This is a genomic window from Halovenus amylolytica, from assembly GCA_004015825.1.
Classification (GTDB): domain Archaea; phylum Halobacteriota; class Halobacteria; order Halobacteriales; family Haloarculaceae; genus Halovenus; species Halovenus amylolytica.
The window spans coordinates 19,638-42,694 of sequence record SAYS01000022.1 but is presented as its reverse complement, the minus strand read 5'-3'; the positions used below and the strand labels follow the sequence as shown (position 1 = coordinate 42,694).

The 23,057-nt window shown below is 49.2% G+C and carries 17 protein-coding genes; 5 read left to right on the top strand and 12 right to left on the bottom strand.

The genetic code is table 11. The annotated features are described in order from the left end of the window. Positions 1 to 65: 65 nt before the first annotated feature. The 5 genes from EOW68_RS16030 to EOW68_RS16010 all read right to left on the bottom strand — a co-directional run bounded on the left by EOW68_RS16030 (position 66) and on the right by EOW68_RS16010 (position 3,199). Positions 66 to 539 carry an EVE domain-containing protein gene (locus EOW68_RS16030; protein ID WP_128226179.1) on the bottom strand — a complete coding sequence of 158 codons (474 nt, stop codon included), beginning with the start codon at positions 537 to 539 and terminating at the stop codon, positions 66 to 68. A 93-nt stretch (positions 540 to 632) separates the two neighbouring features. Then, on the bottom strand, positions 633 to 1,334 hold the full coding sequence (gene queC, locus EOW68_RS16025) for a 7-cyano-7-deazaguanine synthase QueC (protein WP_128226178.1): 702 nt from the start codon (positions 1,332 to 1,334) through the stop codon (positions 633 to 635). Next, complete coding sequence (gene folE, locus EOW68_RS16020; RefSeq protein ID WP_431358990.1) at positions 1,327 to 1,872, bottom strand: GTP cyclohydrolase I; 546 nt, start codon at positions 1,870 to 1,872, stop codon at positions 1,327 to 1,329. The genes queC and folE overlap by 8 nt, the downstream gene beginning before the upstream one ends. An 89-nt stretch (positions 1,873 to 1,961) precedes the next feature. Then, positions 1,962 to 2,738 carry a 7-carboxy-7-deazaguanine synthase QueE gene (locus tag EOW68_RS16015; protein WP_128226176.1) on the bottom strand — a complete coding sequence of 259 codons (777 nt, stop codon included), beginning with the start codon at positions 2,736 to 2,738 and terminating at the stop codon, positions 1,962 to 1,964. After that, positions 2,738 to 3,199, bottom strand: a complete 462-nt coding sequence (locus EOW68_RS16010; RefSeq protein WP_128226175.1) for a 6-pyruvoyl trahydropterin synthase family protein — start codon at positions 3,197 to 3,199, stop codon at positions 2,738 to 2,740. The genes EOW68_RS16015 and EOW68_RS16010 overlap by 1 nt, the downstream gene beginning before the upstream one ends. Positions 3,200 to 3,312: 113 nt before the next feature. Between EOW68_RS16010 and EOW68_RS16005 the strand changes: the two genes are divergently transcribed. Beyond that, complete coding sequence (locus EOW68_RS16005) at positions 3,313 to 3,489, top strand: ribbon-helix-helix domain-containing protein (protein ID WP_128226174.1); 177 nt, start codon at positions 3,313 to 3,315, stop codon at positions 3,487 to 3,489. A 224-nt stretch (positions 3,490 to 3,713) separates the two neighbouring features. Here the strand turns inward: EOW68_RS16005 and EOW68_RS16000 are convergent, their stop codons facing one another. The 5 genes from EOW68_RS16000 to EOW68_RS15980 form a co-directional block, all read right to left on the bottom strand. Beyond that, positions 3,714 to 4,247 carry a hypothetical protein gene (locus EOW68_RS16000; protein ID WP_128226173.1) on the bottom strand — a complete coding sequence of 178 codons (534 nt, stop codon included), beginning with the start codon at positions 4,245 to 4,247 and terminating at the stop codon, positions 3,714 to 3,716. Between the two features lie 361 nt (positions 4,248 to 4,608). Continuing rightward, complete coding sequence (locus tag EOW68_RS15995; protein ID WP_128226172.1) at positions 4,609 to 6,675, bottom strand: homing endonuclease associated repeat-containing protein; 2,067 nt, start codon at positions 6,673 to 6,675, stop codon at positions 4,609 to 4,611. Positions 6,676 to 7,159: 484 nt separating this feature from the next. Beyond that, entirely contained in the window at positions 7,160 to 8,494 is a 1,335-nt protein-coding gene (locus EOW68_RS15990) for a COG1361 family protein (RefSeq protein WP_128226171.1), read from the bottom strand. Between the two features lie 2 nt (positions 8,495 to 8,496). Next, complete coding sequence (locus tag EOW68_RS15985; protein WP_128226170.1) at positions 8,497 to 10,188, bottom strand: hypothetical protein; 1,692 nt, start codon at positions 10,186 to 10,188, stop codon at positions 8,497 to 8,499. Between the two features lie 5 nt (positions 10,189 to 10,193). Next, positions 10,194 to 13,703 (bottom strand): tubulin-like doman-containing protein, encoded by a 3,510-nt coding sequence (locus tag EOW68_RS15980; RefSeq protein WP_128226169.1) that lies wholly within the window; start codon positions 13,701 to 13,703, stop codon positions 10,194 to 10,196. Positions 13,704 to 14,049: 346 nt separating this feature from the next. On the opposite strand from EOW68_RS15980, the gene EOW68_RS15975 reads away from it, so the two are divergent. The 4 genes from EOW68_RS15975 to EOW68_RS15960 all read left to right on the top strand — a co-directional run bounded on the left by EOW68_RS15975 (position 14,050) and on the right by EOW68_RS15960 (position 18,540). Continuing rightward, positions 14,050 to 15,462 carry a transcription factor IIIB 50 kDa subunit gene (locus EOW68_RS15975; protein ID WP_431358989.1) on the top strand — a complete coding sequence of 471 codons (1,413 nt, stop codon included), beginning with the start codon at positions 14,050 to 14,052 and terminating at the stop codon, positions 15,460 to 15,462. Between the two features lie 184 nt (positions 15,463 to 15,646). After that, on the top strand, positions 15,647 to 16,597 hold the full coding sequence (locus EOW68_RS15970) for a transcription initiation factor IIB (RefSeq protein ID WP_128226167.1): 951 nt from the start codon (positions 15,647 to 15,649) through the stop codon (positions 16,595 to 16,597). Positions 16,598 to 16,724: 127 nt separating this feature from the next. Further along, on the top strand, positions 16,725 to 17,861 hold the full coding sequence (locus tag EOW68_RS15965; RefSeq protein WP_128226166.1) for a DUF8098 family protein: 1,137 nt from the start codon (positions 16,725 to 16,727) through the stop codon (positions 17,859 to 17,861). 1 nt (position 17,862) lies between these two features. Continuing rightward, positions 17,863 to 18,540: a DUF8169 family protein gene (locus EOW68_RS15960; RefSeq protein WP_128226165.1), complete on the top strand. Its 678-nt coding sequence runs from the start codon at positions 17,863 to 17,865 to the stop codon at positions 18,538 to 18,540. A 10-nt stretch (positions 18,541 to 18,550) separates the two neighbouring features. On the opposite strand, the gene EOW68_RS15955 is transcribed toward EOW68_RS15960, so the two are convergent. After that, the gene (locus EOW68_RS15955; RefSeq protein ID WP_431358988.1) at positions 18,551 to 18,847 is read right to left on the bottom strand and encodes a phospholipase D-like domain-containing protein; all 297 of its coding nucleotides are present in this window, start codon (positions 18,845 to 18,847) and stop codon (positions 18,551 to 18,553) included. Between the two features lie 121 nt (positions 18,848 to 18,968). Next, a complete protein-coding gene (locus tag EOW68_RS15950; protein ID WP_128226163.1) occupies positions 18,969 to 23,048 on the bottom strand; it encodes a DEAD/DEAH box helicase in 4,080 nt (1,359 codons plus the stop codon). Positions 23,049 to 23,057 lie beyond the last annotated feature (9 nt).

The following is a 23,057-nucleotide window of genomic DNA, read 5'->3' as shown; positions in this document are numbered from 1 at the left end:
GGCGTACCGGTCTGAGCAGGATGTGGAGGTAATTGGCGGCGACTGATCATTGTCAACTCCGTCCCCTATTCAGTCAGCGTTTGTAGAGCATTGTCTACGGATGTATACCTGTCGTCAGTGACCCGATGACTACTCTGTGGATACGATTTGTACCCAAGAACCGCCTTGACATCTTGAATTGATTTGTTGATCTCGGTAAAACCAGTCACAGTATAGGCCAGCGTTGCGACTGGTGTTTGAAACAGGGCCTTTGCTTGCTCTTCATTCAGTCGATGTTTATTTTCTACCCTGGCTGTTCCGACGTACATTCCTTCATCACTCGCAATACCTCGTTTGACTTTGTAGAAAAGTAATCCGTCGCCAGACTCCATTGTTTCGTAAACCTGTTGCCCATTCTCACTGTTACGTTGCGCCCACAGTCTTGAACCTTCTAATGAGACGAGATTAGCAGTTCGCAGTTTTTCAGTCGTTGGTGGCGTCCCAAGAACGTTGCCGTAGTTTGGTTCATCTACTGTAACGCGGAAGAGATTGTCTGACATGATAAAAATAAACGAATACTACCTAATTAATTTAAGTAAACTGAGCAGTCCAGGGCTTATGCTGAACAATACGAACGGCATGATAATCGGTAATCAGGCCGATTCAGCGTAGGACGGCCGCTCAGCATACTCGATCGGATCTGTCTCACCGATATTCTGGAAGGATTCGAGTCTGAACGCACAAGAATCACAGGTCCCGCACGCAGGTTCCTCACTCCGATAGCAACTCCACGTTAGTTCGTATGGCACACCCAGTTCGTCTCCACGTTCGGCGATATCTGTCTTCGACCACTCGACAAAGGGTGCGATCAGTTCAATCTCCGTTTCGGGTTTCGTGCCGGCGTCGATTACGCCCTGAAACGCTTCGAAGAACGCCGGCCGACAATCCGGATACCCAGCGAAATCTTCCGAGTGTGCACCAATAAATACCGCATCACAGTCGTTGCCTTCGGCGTATGAGACAGCCATCGAGAGCAAGTTTGAATTCCTGAATGGCACGTACGAGGATGGGATATCCTCATTGTCTGGATCTGCCTCTTCGACATCGATTTCATCGTCGGTCAAACTCGAGGCACCGATTGCTGCCAGATGTTCTGTGGCAACGTGCAGGAAGTCTTCAGCGTCGATTTCCTCTGCAAGCGCTTTTGCACACTCGTACTCTTTGTCTTCGGTCTCCTGCCCGTACGACGTGTGCAAAAGATATGGCTCGTACCCACGGTCCATCGCTTCATACACGGCCGTCGCACTATCCATACCGCCCGATACGAGGATTACAGCTCGGTTGTTCTCAGTCATGTCTTTGGATTGCAGTTCGGAACTGCTGTCGGTCTTGTTCGCTCGGTTCGCCCGCAGTCGATCGCGTGGTCGTTTCGGTTGGCGTTTCGATTCCGCGCATCGCCTCGCAGAGGTGTGTCGCTGAAAGTTCGACTAACACCGATGATGCACCTAACTCTTCCTGCAGGCCGGTCGCAATCTCATGTGTCAACTCCTCCTGCATCGTTAACTGGCGCGCCTTCCATCGGACATATCTTGACAGTTTCGACAGGCCAACCACTTCTCCGTCCGGCTTATAGGCGATGTGGGCCACGCCATGGAACGGAAGGAGATGGTGCTCACAGAGGCTGTAGATTGGAATCCCGGTTTTGATCACCAACTCCTCGTTATCTGCCTCGAACGTCCGAAGGACTGGTTTTTCTTCGGTACGTTGTCCCTCACTCAGAGTCTTCAACACGTCTGGAACTCGACGTTGCCACGTCTCAGCAAGGGCTCCTCTCTCTGGATCTTCACCGATCGCTTCCAGGAGTAGTTTTGTCCCTCTTTGTGCTTTTTCCATATCGACGGGTGTCGTTGTCGGAGAGGTTTGGCCTGTACTACTTTCCAGTTGGGAGTGATCTCTATTCATTGGTATCTTGCTTTCTTCAGCTACGTCCCGGGTGCATCGTTCCAAAGGTCCACGTGAAGTCGAGGAGTATATCGATACCCGTACTCCTGTGCTAACTCGGCGACTGCCCCACGGCGTTCGTCCAATTGCTCTCTGGTCACGCCCTCAGGCATTAGCAGTATATCCGAGTCTCGAATCGTCGCTTCCGTATTACTGCGGACGCGCTTGACGAGGTTCTCTATCTCCTCCATATCCTCCCGCGCGGTAACCACGAATTTGAGTTGAGTGTCATAGCTATCGACGAGTTGCGAGAGTTCCACCATGTCGATACGTTGATTCTCGTGTCTCTCTGCCCACTCGCCATCGCCTTTCGGGTCCACGTCTGCGGTTGGAGTCGAGCTAGCCAGTTTCGGACTGATACTGGCGAGGTCAATTGAGGTGTCGTGATAGATCGTCCCGTTCGTCTCGACTGTAGTATGGTACCCACGTTCCGATAATTCATCGAGGAGCGTAGCGCACTCGTCGTGAATCATCGGTTCACCACCCGTGAGAACCACATGGTCCGCTGCGTCGAACGACTCCACCTCCTCAACGATCTCGTCGAGGGTCATCCAAGCCCCGGTTGGTTCCCACGAGGTATGATAGGAATCACAGAACCAGCAACGGAGATTACATCCAGAGGTCCGAATGAACACCGACGGTGTCCCGGTCAATTTCCCTTCTCCCTGCAAGGAATAGAATAGTTCGTTAATCGGGAGTGCATCTGCTTCCGGCGGTGTTTCTGAGCCGATGTCTGAGACCTCACTGGCAACCGGCATTAGTACGTTGCACAGAGCTCGCCCGTTTCCCGGACTGTCGCTTTGACCTCCGAGACATTGTCCGATAGCCTCTCTTCAAGCTGTTTTTCGAGGAGCACCGAGAGCACTTCAGATGTCGGAGGTTCCTCAATGACAACGAGGCCGTCTTCGTCTCCTGCTTCTTTGAACGCTGGAATCAGTGGGTCGCCTTTTTGAACGATGAATCTGTGATCCCACTCGTCGATAATATCGGTGACGACCCCTTTGTCCACAACCCACCCCTCCTCTGTCAGGGTCCCAGTCACCTCGACAGTAATCTCGAAATTGTGCCCGTGTGGCCGCGAACATGCGCCGTCGTGGTGGAGTATTCGGTGTCCCGTACTGATCCGAATTGGTTTGTCTTCACCAATTCGAAGTGTTCTTTCACCTGCTTCTGAGAGAAGTGTATTCTCTTTTTCGACATCCGATATTCCCTGAGCCATGTCTGAAGAATATTGCCGTTGCACTTAAATCTAACTCATAGACGCCGCTCACTGAGAATAGTCCGACTATGTCTCTCGAAAAAACTTTGGTATTCCCTGGAGAATATCCAGATATGCCAAAGGTGACTGTTGAGATCCCGGATGAACTTATGAACGACTTGGACGAACACGTCGGGGATGATAAGAAATTCGTCAACCGGAGCGATGCCATTCGTGCCTCGGTACGGAAAACACTCGACATGCTAGACGATATCGACCAGCGACATGGTCGGTTGGAGACAGAAGAATAAATACTCAGTTGGCGACATATATTGCACGTCAAAAAATATTATTTATATTAATAACTTGTCATAGAGAGCCCACAGCCGATTTGTTGCGATGCAAAAAGTGTGAGGAAAATGCTGGGCTGAGTATGAGTACAGAAGACAGTGCAAAATATAGAGCGTGTAGTCAGCACAACGGTTCGTCTATTTTGGGGCGAGTACGTCCGAATTGGCTGGAAGTGATATTGCTATCACAACGACCCGTATGGCCGGTTGAAGATGAATGAGACATCATCATAGATCAATATCGGATCGATTCCTCGGTTCTGAATCGATTCGAACATCTCTGTCGTTTTCCCCCAAGTATTCCCGAATACTGTGGGAGGATCCTCAATTCTATAGAACGACTTTTTGTAGAGTCTAATCGGCTTATCCCACTGCTCATTGCCTTTCCCATTTTTATGGTCGGTATCGGTGACCGAAAATAGTTGATCGTATTCAACCTCCTGAGTAACCTCTATAACAGTCGGGCCGTCAGGAGGATCTCCGACTCTGTCAGGAGATGGGTCCTCGGGCCGATCTAAAACCATCGTATATCCACAGGTCTCGATCGTTTCGTCAACATCCTTCTCAGATTCAATGATTTGGTCCAATACATCTGATGGGGTGTTACATCCTACGAAGAATCCACTCGGGTTTTCTATCTCGTGAATCCAGAACAGCTCTCCATCGTTTCGCGTCGGGGCGACTTCAAATATAGTGGTGGTTTCTAAACTCTCAAACATATATGGCAATTATTTCTGGTAGAGTACTAATTGTTCTGGTTGCCTATTAATACTCCATAGGGGTTATTGGTCTTGAAACAGTGCTGCGATATTTTCTGCAGCCATAGTTTATTACGAAGATATTGATTTCAATCATCGTTCCGTCGCGGAATACCCAAACAGAGTGTCCGATACGCGCCCGGCATCTTGCACGCGATTCCTGTCAATACTTGAACAGACAGAGTGTGTGAAACTATCTATGACACGCCTGTGTGGTACCAAATCTTGGTGTGGGAAGTTTGTCCTCAGTCTTCGTCTATATTGATAGAAAACATTGACTAAACCCCGTTTGTTCGAAATATATTGTCAAGGCCCGAAACGGCTAGATTTCGTCGAAGTCAGACATAATATCGCCGAGTACTCCATCGTTGTCGGCCCCGTCATCCTCGCTGGACTCTTCGTCATCAACTTTTGGCACGGTGTCTCGACTGGACGTCGTGGAGTTGGGTGTAGTCTCGGAGATATCCTCGTCAGGTGTCGCCCCCGGTTGCTGCGATGTAGACGCTGGCTTTGACGTTTCTTCGGCAGACGACTCGTTCGGATCGAAGTCCTCACCGAGTTCGTCGATGTTAAGATCTTTCGTACTGCTGAGCTGTTTCCGTGTCATTCCATCACTTGAATCCCACACCTTTCCACGTGCGTTCTCAAGTGCGTACCACTCATTCTCTCTCCACTCTCGGTCGATGTCGTGCTTCGACCAGACGTTCATCTTGAACTCCTGCCCATTCTGATCCCGGACATCCAACTGGGCAGTCTTCCGATCGCCGACTCCTTGATCGACGTTGGTTACCTGAAGTAAGAACTGTCCATCAATCCGCTCGTTTGCGGGAATCGTCTCCCATGAACTGTTCAGTGCGCTAGAATGTACTCGATTCGAATTCGCCCCTCGGTTCGATGAAGAGGACTGATCAGCACTCGGGCGGTAGTTAGAGGACTGTCCCGAAGAGGCACTGTTACCAGATACACACTCAGTAGCGAAACGAACCAACTTGAACGCCTTCGTCCGACCGACCCCATTATATTTCGTAATTTCTCCCGGTTGGACACCGTGCAATTCACCCGCTGTGTTGTATCCTGCCTTTTTGACCGCTCGAATGGTACTGCGGCCGACACCGTCAACCTGAGACGTGATGTTCTCGATTGGTGTAGATGGAGCTATCGTCGCAGTGCCACTGGGCTCCTCTTCCGTCTCTTCACTCGCTCTTGTCGCTGTGTCCATAGATGAGAGGTCAGCAGCTTCCAGTGCTGCGTCCCACGACTCAAAATATTTCTGGTGCATTCCAGATGAGTATTCCCCAAAATGATCGGCATCTGTCGTTCTAGGTTTGCCGCCGACCTCCACTGCGACTTGCTTGAGATCGTCAATGAGGTGCTGCTCTTTATCGATTCCGGCGGCTTCGAGCGCCTCGTCCCAGCTTCCGAAGTTTTTGATGTAGTCGTGCTGACTGATGCCCGACACGTCACGGAGGTCGGTACCCTTTGGAAGTCGGTCCAGGCTTTTGTGAAGGGACCGAATCGTCTTAAGCAACCTCCCGTCGCGGTCTACCTCAAGTCTGGACCGGTCCAGTGCGGTGCTCCAAGATTCGAAGTACGACGAGTAGGTCGATCCCGAATAGGTCCCATATTCGTCCATCTCCGTGGAACTCGGAACGCGTCCGAGTTTCTCTGCCACCCGTTCTAGATCCTCCAACAGCGCCTGTTCTTTATCAATTCCTGCGGCTTCCAGCGTCTCGTCCCAACTCCCGAATTCACTATAGAAATCGGATGGCGAGTACTCGCAGTCATCAGAAAGTTCGGTCGTTTTCGGGACACGCCCGAGCTGGTCGTGCAGGTTCCTTACGACTTCAAGCATCGCCTCTCTGTCGCCGGTACCGGAACCTGGGGCCTCTGATTCGGGAGACGTTCTTGAATCTGCATCCGATTGCTCGTCGTTGAGGAGCGTCTCGACTCTATTCGCCGAGTCCCCCACTGCTTCTTCGGCTTCATCGATAGAGATTCGTGTAGTTTCGATACGCTGGTTAAGTTTCTTAGAAGCGTAGTTTACGCTCTCGAACCGAGATTGAATTTCCTCAAATATCGTGATACTCCTCTTGAAATGCTCAAGAGCGTCGTAAAATAAGTCCTGGTCGATCGATGACTGACCGGCATCGAATTGGCCCTGGCCAGATTTGATATATGGCTTCGAAGCTCGAATAACCGGATTCCGAGCTGAATCCATGAGACGAACAAAGCAAGTTGAGTCGAGATCGACTTCACTCTGTAACTCCTCGTTGAAGTACTCTCGTAGCGCGGCGATGGACTGCTTCGTGTCTTGGGCCAGTTCCTGAAGTGGAACTGGAACCCTGCCAGCCAGGTAGAACAGGAGTTGTTCGTGATCCGTCTCCGACACATCGACTGGCTCCAAGGATTTGTCACTCTCTACCGGCGTTGTAGGGGAGTCAGACACAGATGTATTCATTCTATCATTCAGTCACCGTCTTTTGAACTCGGTCTGTTTTTGTTGACACCTGACACGGGTTCTGACACTCTTTCCCTGTCCAGGATTAGGATACAAACTTGCCCTCCCATTGGCGACGGAGTAACCGGACGCCACTATGTTAGAAACCGAAATCTCTGATGAGAACATATGGGTGCTACTCTTGGACATACTTTTATTCGTTGTATTAGTTTATATGCTTTCCCAGTACTTACTATGAGATGGTCACGAAGCAGATATGTTGACAGGAATCACAGACTGACGATATGGTGTATATACACTTGCGACATGCTACAGAAGGATTGTCGCTGATGTCGTACTTTTGCGATGATGCGCTCGGGTCGCAATTCTGAGCGTGCTTCCATCTAACTCAAACATGCTACCAAATCAGAAAATATTAATTAGTGATATTGAACGTCCCCTCGATACTATCGTCGTTTGACTCAATGGAATATTCGTATTCATTTTCACTCAGAGCCGCTACCGAGGTCGAAAGGTCCACGGACTGGTTCTCACCAGGGCCCAAATTGACAGTAGTTTCATCTGTCGTATTCTCTGTTACCGATAGCACTATCGGTTGACTATCTGACACAGTTCCGGTATTGCTAATCTCGATAGAGGCATTGAACGACTGACCTCTTTCGAGTTGTTCAGTTGCTTCTGTAAGTTCAATTGTAAACTCGCTGGATGCTGCATCTGTTGATCCATTGTTGTCTATTAACGGAATGCCAATCGATGTGAACATAAGTATCATACCGATACAAATGATTACGATTATTGGTATCAGTAGTAGTGCCCCTTTTTTTACAGAAAAGAGTCCTCTCAATGGAGACGGACCAGTATGACCGGCTTTCAAAGATTTACTCGGTTCCAGCCTTGAAGTTGACCTTGCCTGCTTCCTGAGTTCATTCAGCTTCCCCGCTGTAAGCAGTTTCAGATCCGGGTACGTAGAACCAAGTGCACCTGACAGGGAATCTTTTAGTTGACTCTGATTGGCACCTAGTTCATTCAATTCACCGATCGTGGCCTGAAGAGACTGGAGTTTCTCTTTCCGCTTTTCTTCTCGGTGTTGGCTCTTTCTCTGTTCAATAAATCCAGTAGTGTCAGAGTGCAATTCGAAGTTGGACACTTGGTTCTGTGATAGTGAGAAATGAATCTGTGCGTGCTCTGGTGGTATTCTCCGGGCCCGTGAGACGGAAACTGTATATTCCGACCCCTGAAACAGCACGAGTGCATTTGCTATATTCTCGTAGTCTGATGCAAGAATCCGTGCTGGCGGCGAATTATCTTCGAGTGGAAACTGTTGGAGAATGTCGACGGAAAGTGGGTCCAGTCCGAGGCCATGTCGTTCATTACGGAAGAACTTGGGTAGGGACTGGTCGGTAGCAGTTGTCTGGTTTGACTGCCAAATTGCATGCCAGAATACTTCTTCAGGTCCAGTTCCATACGGTTCCATGATTTCCCACCCGCGCTGATCCACCAATAGTCTCTGAACAGCGTTTCGACAGTCGGCTAAAATTGTGTCAGCATTCGTCCCCTGGAAACGAAGTGAGACTTGCTCTCGCTGGTTCTCCGTTTTGACCCGGAGATACATTTCGATTACAGCACCCTCATCTGTCGTTGCCATCGCAAACACATGATCATCGAAATAATCTCGCATTGCAGCATCGTCGCTTCCGTCGTCGGGGTACAGTGCGCGCCCACGCGAGTCAAAGACTTCTAAGACACTCATATTCACTCACCAAATTTTGTCAGCAGTGGTTCGATTCCGAAGGTACGAACGGGCACCTCAGGCCGATCAGATTCATTATGAATATAGATTGGAACTGGTTTGATCTGAAGCGATTGTATCGCACCACGATAGGGCGAATTGAGAAGATGCTCGTTGACATAGTTCTGGAACTCATCGTAATTGTCCGCCGGTTCGATTCGACGATCTTCGACGAATTCCCCCTTGAGTGTATCACTTTTGGTTGCAATACCTATGCTCTGATTTGCGTTCGCCTCATCGATGATCCGCTGATAGTATTCAACCTCGAGATAACGACCACCACCGTCTGTCTCCCAGTTTTTGTACTGGCTCATATCGAACATAAACCCAAGCGTGTCGGCATCGCGGACTCGTGGGAGTACCGAGCAGACAAGATGGAGATAGGCAGCATTCCGGTCACCGCCGCCACCTCTCCGACTGTCCCGCTGCCGTTCAATCTCGTCAATCAGATCTTTATATTGTCTCTCAAATCCATTTTCTGCGTTTGCGACTAGGAAATTCCACTGTGGGTCGGCACTGTCGATACTTGCAAACTGCTCTCCCACGTCAGCGAGGTCCATTCCAGGCGGAAGTTTCTCGATCGGATTGTCGATGGGAGTGTCTGGTAGTGCCATTCCATCTTTCATCAGGGCCAGGCCATCCGGGATATAATACGAGTATTCCCCCGGATAATCGAGGCCATCAATATGGATATTTTTGCTGAAAATATCCTGGCTGGTGTAACTGAAACCCATTTTATGGGTCTGCTCTTCTGTTGCTTCAGCCCACTCGCGGTTGTTTATGATATACTCTTTCTGATCGGTGATGAATTTGGACACACCTCGAGGATTATAGTTCGCGTTCTGTGCAGCGGTGTAGAGACCGAGGATGAGATGCGTCTTACCGCTTCTTGGGGGGCCGATAAACACGATCCGTTTCCCAGCTTCGTAGTCCAGGAACTGCCAGAATGCGCCAACGAAGAGTGTGCTGAACAGGATATCACGAGCCACTGCACTCTCTGACCCACCGGCTTCAAAACTTTCCATTGCACTAGTCTGGATTTTTAGGAACTCTTCACTCGGGACAATAAACGTATTATACTGCGTATACGCTTCGAACACCGATATAAAGACAAAGACAGCAAGGATCAGTTTCAGATACCGAGCTGCCTGCGGGAATTCTACAGGTTCGTCTCCGTCAGTAGTGAACCAGGACCGAACTCTGAACGTATTGTCCGGATTGACAGTAAGTCGTCGGAGCGTCGCACCACCAACGGTGAACGTCACAAAGAGGCCGACGAGGAGGATGATCACATAATCAACTGGACCCATCACAGTGAACATGATCCCCTCACTCCAGATGATTAGGAAACTGAAGAGCGTTCCAAACCCTAGCAACAGAGTTTGAATCCGCTTTTTGAAATCGAGGAACAAGAGTGTCAATAGCCCCAGATACACCCCGATAATAACCGATACGAACGCGACAAAGTCGAAAAGTGGAATGAATTCAATGACGTTTCGAAGGCTCTCTTGCAGTCCACTGTAACTGCCAAATGCCCGACTGATAACGCCCCCGATTACATATCCTGAGAAGAGAATCAGGAGAGTATAAACGGATAGCCAAATTTCATCACGGTACTGCTGGTAGCGGCCGGCGATAGTTTGTGTTGTCGACATAAATATCACACCTCCTCCTCTGGACCGGTCTCAAGAGTTGGCTCTTCCGGTTGCTCATCGAAAGCATCTATTCGAATCCGGTCATACCGATCTTGCAGGCCAGATCTGATGATGTCAGATGACTCCTCGAGGAAGAACTCGGTATTACCGTTAATATCCACCAGCTCTGTTCTGATGGGATAGAATCCGCGTTCGAGTCCGTACGCATGGCGCTCAATTGTTTGTGCTTCATTTCGCTGTTTCGTGAGCGCTTGATATTTTGACCAGTAGCCGTCCATCGCAATGACATCACGGAGATTGTCGAGGAAAGAGATTCCCTGTATGTAGACACACATCGACACCTCCCAGGGGTCGCCATTCTGAATGAACCACTCGTCGTACTGGTTGGCAGGCTCGTCGATGTGGAAGTTCTCTTCGAGTGACTCCTGGATTTCCTCGAAATCGTTCGGATTTAGTTTCCCACTCGTTCTGGAACTTTCATCAAGCGCTTCACTGGCATATGCGACATAGACTCCTGTGTCCTGATAGGTCGGCACGTCGGCAGTTCGAAGCCGTTCACGCTCGAGGCCGTTGTACTGGTTGTCAAGGACGCGGTTGCTGACGATCCGCTTGAACGATTTCCGGATGTCCTGGCGCTCCTGTGAAACCTCCCCATCAGACCGGGTTTCGAGGAGGTCGGTCTCCGCCAGTGACGGCCGTTTGACTGCACTCGAGAGATCTGCAGGAGTTACCTGATGTTTGTAGAGATTCTCGATTGCGTGTCGAGTTGACCGCTGGTGTGGGATATCGAAGATTTCGTCGCTGAAGTCATCTTGGTAGCGCTGGTACAACTCACGGAGTGGAGTCTCAGCCCGCCCAGTGAGTTCTTCATATACGTCGTGAGCCTGGTCCAAACGATCGTATTTTTGTGATAGCGAGTCGCGTTTTTCTTTTAGCTCCTCGATCTCACGCTCGTACTGGTCAATATCTGTCGTAATTTCGGATTCGACAGTTCTGTGGACCAGCTCCCTGATTTCTGACTCTAGTTTCTGTGGTGATGTGTTTGTGACCAGAGTATCAAACTCATCGGTAAGTTCCTGTGAACTGGTTCCATTACTACCCGCGATTCCAGACGAAGTGGTCTGTGAGTCTGATTCGGGGAGTCGTGAGAGCAAATCTTCGTACTGGTCTCGAAGTTCACGCCACAGTTCGGATCGCAACTGATCGATTTGCTGAGTGACTTCAGTCTCGAGGTCGCGTTCGACGGTCACAGTGAACTCCGTCCGTTCCAGTGTGGTCTGCTGATTCGGCGGGCGCGGGGCTTCAAAAAGCGCATACTGATTCAATTGCTGGTAGGGCGTTCGGTATCGGTCGGACTCGACCGTCCCATCCCCATTCGAGCCGAGGACCCGATTTAACAATCCACTGCTACTCGATTCCGATTCGAGTTCGTCCCACCTTCGACGGAGTGTCTTAACGATATCGAGACTTTCCGACACCTCCTCTTCGAGGTTCGAAATATCGATGCCTTCAGACTGACCTACGTCACTGTCCAGGCTCTCGTCCAGCTCTTTTTTAAATTGCTCCAATGCCGTTGTAACATCCGAGTCTCGGATTGCTGTGAGGTCTTCCTCATTTGACACTGACTCAGCGTACTGTTCCAGTTCAGAGACGAATTCTCGGACTACTTTGTCAACGTTCATCTCCTGAAGCGTAATCAGGTCAGCAATGATTGGTTCGGCATTCGACCAGAATTCTGCAGAGTACTCTTCGGTAGCCTGCTCAAATTCCTCACGTTCTGCTTCAAGGTCTTTTATTGTGGATTCGAGATCCTCGATCGTCTGATCACGTTCCTGTTGCGTGTTCTCTTTGGCTGTATCGAGTGACCGCCAGCGTTTCTTTTCAGCTCCCCGTTCGAAGGAGGGGACGAGCATCGTCTCAAGCAGTTTCGTGTCAGCATCCGTAGCAACTTCAGCACCTGATGAATCGATTGCCTCCTTCTCGGCGCCACGCAAGCGACAGAGGGTATCAAAGGACTCCTTCAGTCGATAGATTTCCGTGTGAACAATATCACGTACATACTCATCACCAAACTCGGCGTAATTATCAACTCGACCGCCTGAGATATCCCGTCGCTCGATGGTGAATTCGATATCACCGATAATGTCGTCGATCCCACGACGTTGGATGACTTCGGTAAGTGTGTCTACCTCTGGATCTAGTTCATCGCCGTAGATATCTTCCAAGAGTTGGGTACTGTAATCCGTTATTTCAATCTCCAGTTTTTCCAGGAGGTCACTAGTGATGAGCCGCTCGAACTCTCTGAGTCGATCAATAATATACTGTCGAGCGTCATCGCTGAGGTCGCTACCCGAAACTGACCTGGCGTTCGGATAGAACTCAGAGATGTACTCCGTGACAGCCTCGAAATGATAGTATTCGAGGTTGAGTATCTCCCGTTTCGTATCCAAGAGGGCGTGAATCTCCTCTTTTTTCCGTTTAATCTCGTCTCGGTTGTACCGCAATACCTGCGGCACCACGACGGTGAACGGTGAATAACTTGAGGTATTCGCAAATGCAAAGTCTCGGTCAGCGTTGTTGTACGCGCCAACAATTGCGTAGGACATTGCCTGATCGAACTCACGCAGTTCTGGACTCTCGGTTGTTTCACTCCGTAGTTCCGTAGGCTCTAACGGGAACAGATACATATCGTTGAAAATGGTCTCCCCGTTGAGACTCTGATACTCCAATTCAGAGAGGGCAGCAAACGCGTTTGCTTGTGCTTGGTCGCGTTGGCCGGAAGTAGGCAGCGTGGTAAACAGTTCAATATTGGCGCTTTGATTCCTGTCACGGATCATTCGCGCTACATCGATGAAGGTACCACTACCGGTCCCACCGCCAAGGCCAGTGAAGACAGCGATATTGGATTCCTCGGCCGCCGTGTACATCGAATCGCGGTATTCACGTCCACCATTGGCCAGTGCTTTGTAGTGGAGGGCCTTGCCGAGTGCACGTCGCTTGACTGCACCCTGGCTCACATCGTAGAAGTCGCCAGAGTTGTCAGTGGCATCTAAGTGTTCTTCAGAAACCCACCAGTGCTCGGCCTCTGTGTGCTCAATGACCTCGTCGACGGTTTCACTGCCCGTAAGCGACGCCCTCGTTGTGATATTCACCTGGTCAGTGATGAGTCGATCATTGATTTCAATACCTCCGACATCAACTCCAGATGGTGTCTCCTCTTGCAGTGTTTGCTCCAGATAATCGAGTTTCTGGACAAGGTCAGCGACATCGTCCGCATGATTCTCTTCGTTTTCCGATGCCGAGTCCATGAAGATGATAGTAATGTCTTGGGTTCGGCCTCGCATGGCTTCGATGGCGACCCAGTCTTGCTCGAACATCTCGAGCACCATCTTCCGGCCGCCACCGCCCAGCGCATAAATTCGGTCCGGAAAGGAAATATGCTGGACATCGCGCTTGATCAAGTGTGACAATTCTTCCGGAATCTCGGTCGTATCCGCGTATCTATGGCTACTCATAGGTTGATTAGTTGTGCTGATGAAGAAGTGGCAGTGTGACTGTTGTCGTTACGTGTAGTGGTTGAGCCGGTGGGGTTTCTCAACAGTAGCCCTTTCATCACTCAGTAGAGTCAGATGAGGTTATATAAATTGAAAGAGAAAATCACAACCAGTTGTAATATTAAATTGACATATGTGGGGATACACTCAACTCGTACACACAAAGAGAGTACATTAGCATTAGGCAGTAGTGTGAACTGGTATTGTCAGTTAGGATCGATTCCCAAACCAGAGGTAAATATAAAGCTTCTGGCCGTGCATATATACACTTCTAAAAAATATGTAAAAAGATATGGCTTCGGATCGAATGGATGAGATCGACGAAATCTTAAATGATGTCCTCCCACAGAGTTCAAAGTCGGAGATTGAATCTTCCTCAGAACGCGATTTCACCGTCGTTCAGTCAGTATCAAAATCAGACAGAACAAATGTATTGGGCGACAGAATCGATTGGTTAGCAAAAGAACTAGATATTCCGTCCTCTACGGTTGAGATGGCAAAATCTCTCATAGAACAATACAAAAACGAAAGAGAGGATCTTATCGGGACGGCACTCGAATTGGTGGCCGCCTCATCACTCTATTGTGCTTGCAAAGTTACAGATGTCCCACTTGACCCAACAGATATTGCTGATGCTGATGATACAATTGTAACTCGGACTGGACTTCTTCGGCGATCAAAGGACATCGCAACTACCGTCGGACTTAACGCGTCGGCGTTCTTTGGGAGCGATCACTACATTGACCGGTATTGTCGTGAACTGGATTTAGATGCCAAGATTGGAGAACGAGCACACGAGATCGTTGAGATCACTGAAAACAGAGGACTTTCAAGCGGGAAAAGTCCGTCAGGGTGGGCAGCAGCAGCCGTGTACAATGCTTGTCGTGATGTCGGATCAAAAGTAACACAGAGTCAAATCGGCGATGTTGCTAACGTCTCCGAGGTTACGATACGGAACAGATATCAAGAACAGCGTCAGGCACTCAGAGGGATTGAAACACTTCCATCCAATCCAATTGCGGTAGTCGAGTACGTGAATAGCGTCAGTGATCTCCCCCCATCACTGGTGGAGACATCTAAAGAATTGATTGACCACGCACGAGATGAGGAGTTTTGTATTGACGATGAGGGGGCACTTTGGGCACTCGCTGCGATTCGACGAGCAAGTAACTTACACGACGAACCTGTCGGATTGAAATTACTCTCTCAGTTCACCGAGAAATCATCTGATAAAATTGCGAGGCGTGAAAAGAAATTAAGGGCCGTGGACGTACCGAAACAAACAGAAACTGCTCAGACAAAAATAGAGAGTAAGAAAACTAATCTTTCGGACTATACTGATATTGAAAATGACACAGGTGAGACAAATCTTAGTAGGAATATTGAGGATATATTTAGTAGGAAATATGAGGAACTTGATGACACTATAGAAGTATTAATAACCGAAGATAACACTAGCACAATCCCTAAAGCTATCAGTGCAACACACGAGCTCATCCTTGCAAATATCGAATCTAATGTCGAAGAGACATCATTCGTCCATATCAAAGAAGCCATGCAACAGTCCAACCAACGAGCTAGTGAACTTGTTGCTGTCTATGAAAAAGGCCATCTAAATACATTGCCAGAGCACACTATCGAAGAAACACTTCGACAGAAAATAATTGAAACACTGCAACAAACCCGTGAAGCAGCTCTCGATATACTAGATGCAAACTGATCCAATGAGGCCTGATCGAGGCCATACTCATATACAAAGGGCACGATGAAATCTACGGATACAGTTTAACAATTTAAGTACCCCCGGTTCTCTATGTTAATTGAAGGCAGCGCGGGGCACTAATCTCAGCCCGCTACGCCGGATTCAATCTACGAGTCATAGCCGGAATCCCCGGCACGGCTTGATGGCATCGTCAAACCAGCGTTGTTCGCAATACAATCGCACAGCAACCGCTGCGTCCAAATCTCGGTCTCCATCGGAAGATTCCACAGCGCGAGTTGAACGGGACGCAAAATCGTTCGACACAACAAAGGGTTGCGAAGAGTGCAGCAGCACGTCGTTTGCACGCAGCTCTGCAGGCGAATGGTACTGTATGGCCTGTGGCGCTGTCCAGACGGCTGTCGAAGTCGAATTTACCGAGCCAAGCTGGCGACCTCGGAACCAGCGACGCACTGCGCCTTCAGGCACTACCTCGCGGATAGCGGTGGGGACAACCATCGGAACAGGTGGCGATGCAGACGCTGGTCGATGGGCGCGTTTGAATAAACGCCTTCGACATGACCGTGAAGCACTCCGCCACGGACTCAAAGAACTCCGAGCCGTAGCAGCGGCCATAGAGTGTTCTGATGACCTTACTGAACAGGCGGCACATCTCTATCGTCAGTCTGCGGATGAGGGGCTGCTCGTTGGGCAGTCGATCGAGGCAATGGCCGCCGCGTGCATGCACGCTACGGCCCGGAATAGCGGTCGGCCGTTCCCAATTAAAGAAGTTGCCGCGGCTTCCCCTGTTGGAGCTGACGAGATACGTGCGTCCTTCAGCAAGCTTGTTCGGGAGTTCGATGTGGAACTGGCCCCGCCGCTCCCGACAGATTATCTACCACGGTTTGCCTCCGAAGCTGGTCTCCCACATGCTGTACGTCGTCATGCACATGAAATCGGTCAGCGGGTTATCGAGTCCGAAGACCACGTGGGGCAGAGCCCGACGGGCATGGCTGCGGCACTACTGTATGGCGCAGCACATTGTAACGAAGAGTCAATAACTCAAGAGGAACTGGCATCGATCGCATTTGTCAGTCCTGTCACCCTCTCGCGACAGTGGCAAACCGTTCAAAACCACATTCCAGAAAATAACTAAATTTTTATTTTTGCTACACGCGGTAATAACCACACCAGACAGTTTCAATTTTTAAAATCAATTTCACTCCCCGCTTCTACAAAGATATATTAGTGTTGACTCTCCTGTTTGAAACGAGAAGCCTGGGATGGTCGAACTAACGAACACTGAGCACGAGCAAATAAACACATTAGTCACGTGTATCGCCGAGGCGATGGCAGAGACTGGTATTGACCCGGCGTACGCGAACAAGACGAAGTTACAAAAGTTGCTCTATCTTGCGGTCGATGAGTTTGACCTCTCAATCACGTACAGTTGGTATCTAGCGGGAGCCGTACTACCGGGAGACCAGGCTACACCGAACACACTTGAAACTGCTTTCTCCGAGCTGGCCGGGTCGGATAGTCATAGTACACTCGACGATATCACTGAAGAGAGTCTTGATTCGTTCACAGCTGCAGATGATAAATCCACGAGTGCAGACACATTGTCGGAAGAATTCTCTACTGAAGCCCGCCCAGACGACGGTGCGACAATCGATCCAGTCCTGTTCTCGGATAGTCCTGAGTCAGAATCGGAGTCAAATTCTCTTGGGGGGTCGGGAGAGGACCTGAGAACGAATGACATTATCGACTTTTATATCTCGGAACTCCCGAATGTGTGGCACCAAAATACGATGCGATTTCTTCAAAATTTCTATCTCGCTCACGCACCCGATGCGTATCGTGATCTCTACGTCCAGAGTACACATCTCAGAATCCACCTGCGGGACATAGAAGAAGCGATTGAAGCCCACCTTACCGGTGAAACTCCTGAAGAATCAATCGACGACCTGGTACGCTCTGTTGGGCTCGAGATCTCTGATCTCCATTGCACGATTCAAACAGCGGAGTCTCTATCACCGACTTTTGACGGTGTGGTCGCCGGTACTGATGTCATAGAGGATGGGCTCATGATGCTCTCGAAAAGGGACCCTGATCAGTTGGACGAAGCACATCTTGAGGCAATCCAGTCAATGCAGGAGTTCTATTACTACTATGTCTGGCGCTACCCATGTCTTGTAATCTCTCAGGAAACAGCGACTGGTCCCTCTGCAGGGATACTACGAGAAGAGCGTCAACAGCAACTCAGCGATTTTAACAAACAGCTGCAAGCGAGGATTGAGACTTTCGAAGCCGAACTGGACGACGCTGGACTACTTCCGGAATACTCGGATTATCCCGCTGGTGATGACAAGATGGAGACTGCCTTCCGCAATCTTGCCGCTGACTACTTTGGAAATTAGCATGATGGAGGGCAAACCACCAGAGGAGGTATTCGTCGATACGTGTGTCCTGCTAAACTTCATCCAGCAGGAGTGGGAGACAACTCGTTCGAAGTCACTTGTGGAGTCTGAGCTGGTCGAACTCGTTGTTAGCGAGTCCGTCAAGAACGAACTGGATAACGTTTCCAATCGCAGAACAGATATATATAAAGACTTGGTAGAATTCCTGATGGAGGAGGAAGGAGATATTGAAAACTATGGGCTTGATGACCGGCGTGTTTATATCGGCAAGAATGACGCCAAACACGTTCGAGATATACAGATGACGCTTGCATCCCTCGATGACAGCCGTGAGGTACTTCGTCGGTTCCGTCGGTATCTCAAAGCCATCGATCGACGGCTCAAGTTTCTGGAACAACAACTGGAAGACAACATCGTCTTTCCAAGTGGCTCACTTGAGCTAGAGTTTGCTGTCCATGGGCTCATCGGGAACGATAATGATGCGACAATTGTGACGGATGCAGCGGGATGGACTGCAGACGGTGGTTCGGGGATTCTGGTGACATTAGATTCAGGGGACCTGCTGGATTACGAAGAAGATATCGCAGATTTGCTCGAAGAAGAAGTTGGTTCAGAATGGATACTGGACATTCGGACGCCAGAGGGTGTGCCGACTGAGGCTCGTACGGAAGTAGAATAGCGCTGTTTAGTTACTCCACATTCACATCAATCTCTTCTCCGATATACTTCTCTGCATCCCCATACTCATTTTCGACGATTTTACAGATTTCCCGATTGATTGTGAGTCCACCATGTGTTACGTTAGCGGATCCGACGTAGGCGTACTCATCACAGACAACAACTTTTGCGTGTAAATCATCAACAGCAATCATTTCGACATCCTTTGGAAGTCTATCACGGACGAAGTCATTGTGATCCTCGCCCTTCCGGACAACAAACGTGACCTCGGTGTCCGGCAATTGTGGTATTGCCTCTAGAAGAGTCATATGACGACTTTCAAGATTATTGTTGACTGGGAACCGAAGGTCAACGTCACTCAGCCACGGCGAGACTATCACGGTTCGGGATGAGTGGATAAGAGTATAGCCAATAAAATAACTCAGGCTATCAGAAGTCAACGAAAATGCTCGTACCATCTATCTCACCTCCTGGTGGCAGTTCACGGTCAAACATTTCATCAACCACTTCAGTTGAGGACACCGATTCAGTCAAATGTTCACGTAACGCCTCTAATATAACGTAACTTAATGTATCACTCTGATCACCGGCGGCAATACATTCCATAATGTGCAAGTTCTCTACACAGCCGTCGATGTCGGGCGAATAGAAGGCTGTTTTCACCCTCTCAGAATCGTCTATATCAGATTCGTGTTCAGATACCATTTTTTCGGGGAACTCTTCTCCGCTGATCTGAGCTGTCGCGACGAGATGTTTCAGTTCGTAGCTGTCTCTACTATCGATATGTTCGTCAGCAGCAAACTGGTGAGCACGGTCGACCGTCGATATAATTTCTTCAGTAACTCTGTCGAGGACATCTTTGAAGCGGATTCCGGTATACTCCTGGACAATCGGTCGAATGTTCTCTTCGCCGGTGTTATCTTCTGGAAGCTCTGCGACGAAAGCCGAGTTCGCCCAAAGCCGCTCACTGATGACTTGTTCGTTATACAGCAGGCGGTTCATGGACTCAAGCACACTGCCCGGGTCTGACTCCAGTTCATCATACACTAGATCAACGATTCCCTGTCCGCCTTCAGTTCGTTCAAAAACGTACACTTCTCCGATTTCTTGGTCGAAGCCATAGAAGACTCGTTGATTATTGACGCTGCTTACATCAGTCACGAATTGCATGAAGAAGTGGGCTGCAGTGTGATATGCGAGAAATGAGATATCGTACTCACTGGTATCTTTGTAGCGGTTAACGTACTCACCGACTTTCTCTTCGAGACCATCCAGGAACGATTCCATGTCGTACGCAAGCCCGCGAGTCCTGGTTCGAAACCCAAGTGGCACATCCGGGCTCTGGAGTTCCTGAGTAAACCGATCGGCATCACTGTCGAATGCGACACCGATCTCTTCTCCATAGTACTTTCCAGGTGTAATTTCGAGAGTTACGCTCTGGAGAGAGACTTGTGCCTGAAGATTAGCCAGGGTCAAATTACCCGTCGAGTCGATCGGTGTGCGTTCTGTAACCGTGGTGTCGACATGCGGTTCGGAGTGAATCTTACCGTACTCACGCTCTTCGTGGCGAAGGCACTCGTCGAGTCCGCCCTGAATTACTTGGAAACATTCAGGACAGTACTGGACAATCTCCATCGCACTCTCACCTGAAAGATCTTCCATTTGGGATAGTTGGACGGTATCTGGAACGAGGATGCCACCCTGTTCTTCCCCCGTCACATCACCTGTGTAGTCCATCACGACACCGACGTCTGTTACTTTGGTTTCCGGAAGGAACGCTTCCATAATACCAGACTCCGCCTGATACTCGGATCGATACGGGGCATAGGTATTGACGATTTGATCGATAGATTCTTCTGGACGTTTGTCATCACTCGAACCTCGGAATATCTTAACAAATTGACCGGCACTCCCGTAGTAATCGGGCGGAACAAACCAGATCTCGTCGTCAAGTTGGTCACCAACGGTCTGGAGGTAGATATCGAAATAATACGCACTTCGAAGCAAGTCTTTGATACTGTATAGTGAATTGTACGGGGTTTTCATGTCCAGGTACGAAGCGTACTCGTCGAGAGCGGCATCCAGATAGTGTATCTGCTCCTCAAGTTTGTAATACTCTTCCAGTCGTTCGTCTTCGCATAAGATTTCGAGTTGATTGACGATGTCACTCAGGTCTGAAATTTTTCCCTGATCAACTTGTGGTAAGGCATCGTCAGAAGCATTATTGGCCATGTTACGTAGATTCATCAGCTTTCCTATCAGTCCAAAGAGTGTAGCCAGTAGGGATGAAAATTGGTTAACAGCAACCGAAGGGTCTTCGGGGAGCGTTTTGGCCCGCTCTTTAGCAGACATGAGCTCGGTATCAAGTTCTGCGACAAGTGTCTGATATCCACTGGCATCGTACTCTTCAAGTTCGTTCTCGAACCCGGATACTTGGCCATCGAAGGTGTGGATTACCTCCAAGGTTTGATTTTGGACTTTCAGCAAGAACGTATCGACGGCATCGGTTCCGTGAACCACATCACCGTCCTCCATATCGAAGTACTCCTCAATATCTGCTACTTCTGACCGCTGTTCCGACTGAAACTCATCAATCTGGCCACAGATGTCTTCGAGGACATTCGACGATAGTAGTCGGTCAGCCTCTACATCCATCCCAAATTGCTCTTTGAAAAACGCCTGTGGCTCCATCAACATCCGATAGAACGGTTCATATCCCAGGTCGTCGCACAGATACGTTTCTAAGAACGTCTCATGCTCTTCAAGTGCTGACCGAAACCGTTGCTCGTTAATTTCTGTTATCGTGTTGTAGTACTGATTAAACCGTTCGTGCATCCACTTGACGACACGATTGTCTGTGTTGAGGGGGGTCCGAATATCTGATCCAAGGAACCGGTCTGCCCGGTAAAACATATTTGCATCACCTGTGAGATTAGAAAGGTACACAGCAATATGGGAATCCATTCCAGGTTTTCTAGCAGCTCGACCAGCTCGTTGTAGGAAGGACGATAAATCCCACGGTGTTCGATGCTGTGTGATAATCTTAATTTCTCCAACGTCGATACCAACTTCGAGAAAGTTAGTAGACAAGAGTATGTCACTCTCAGCTGCTCGCTCTCGGTCAAAGCCTGCGTCTGAATAGACTGGCATTAATTCCAGCGACTCGTCTATAAACTGCTGACCCATATCTGCCGCAACTGTGTCCCAGTCTTCGTCAAATTGGTTATTACGGTGATATTGCCATAACTCATTGCTCCCATCTGCATCCGACAGTTGTACGCGTTGCTGGTTTATTTGAGAAATACTGTCGATGAACGACAGTTGCTTGCTCCGGTTACCCCCAGTATCTTCAAGCATAGTATGACCCAAGAGCATAGATTGCTGGATGGCCATAGATGTCACTCCTGGTCCATCTTCTGGAGAAAGCATGAAGTAGTAGTGCTCGTGATCGTCGTGACTGTCATCGTAGTCAGTTTGTGGCGGCTCAGTCGTTTCGATATTCGACGAGTTGAGGCCGAAAATCTGCCGTCCGAACCGTTCTGGATTGTCAATGGTCGCACTGGAACCGAGCCACAGCAAGGGGTCATCGGAAATATCGTTGACATTCTGGATGATGTGTGATGCGTGGGCACCACGGAGGCCTGTGTACAGGTGTACCTCGTCCAGAACGATCGTGCCAAATTTGTCCACCAATGAATAGTGGGGTTTGTGTGCGAAGTTTTCCAGCGATTCAAGTGTCGTCAGCACGATGTCCGGTGTCGAATTAAATACCAGATCCTTCCGGGAGAGCACTAGCTCTTTGTCGTTGAAACTGTGCTTGGAGTTATTCTCACACTGCAACATATACGATTTGCTCGTCCCGTGGAGCTCAAATGAGTGAGAATCGGCTTCACCACACCAGCAGTTACAGAGTGTAAAGCGTGGTCGGCCTCCACTATTTTCGAAGAAATTCTTCTGGCCAACTTCAGAGCGTTCCCACGGCATACCACCGACGTAACAGCCGACAGAGAGCTGGTCGCCATGGTCACTTCTGATACTGTGTATATGTTCAAGAATACGACCGAGTTGATCCTGTAGTAGCGCTCGGCTTGGATAGACAATTGCCACTGACTCCTGACGCTCTTCTCGTAATAACTGATACAGCGGTCCGAGAAAAGCCTCCGTCTTTCCGAACCCGGTTGGTGCAGAAAATATGGCCGCTTTGCTCTCGCTCCCAGTATGACACTCTTCGGCCAACGCATCTACTGTTTCCCAACTCTCTACCTGAAAATCTAGTGGGTCGAACCCAAAGACATCAATAATCGATTCGACAAACTCGCTATTTCCAGTATATGGGGACGTTTGACGTCTATCCTGTCGCTCCCGTTCGTATTTTATTGCATCAGTAACACGTGCTAGATCATCTTGTCCCTCGTACCTGATCTGCTGATTCGAGAGCATCGCTTGCAACAGAGGTTCGACATCCTCAGGAACCCGAGCGGGGTCAGTATTAGTATCGATATATTGCATTATGAACCG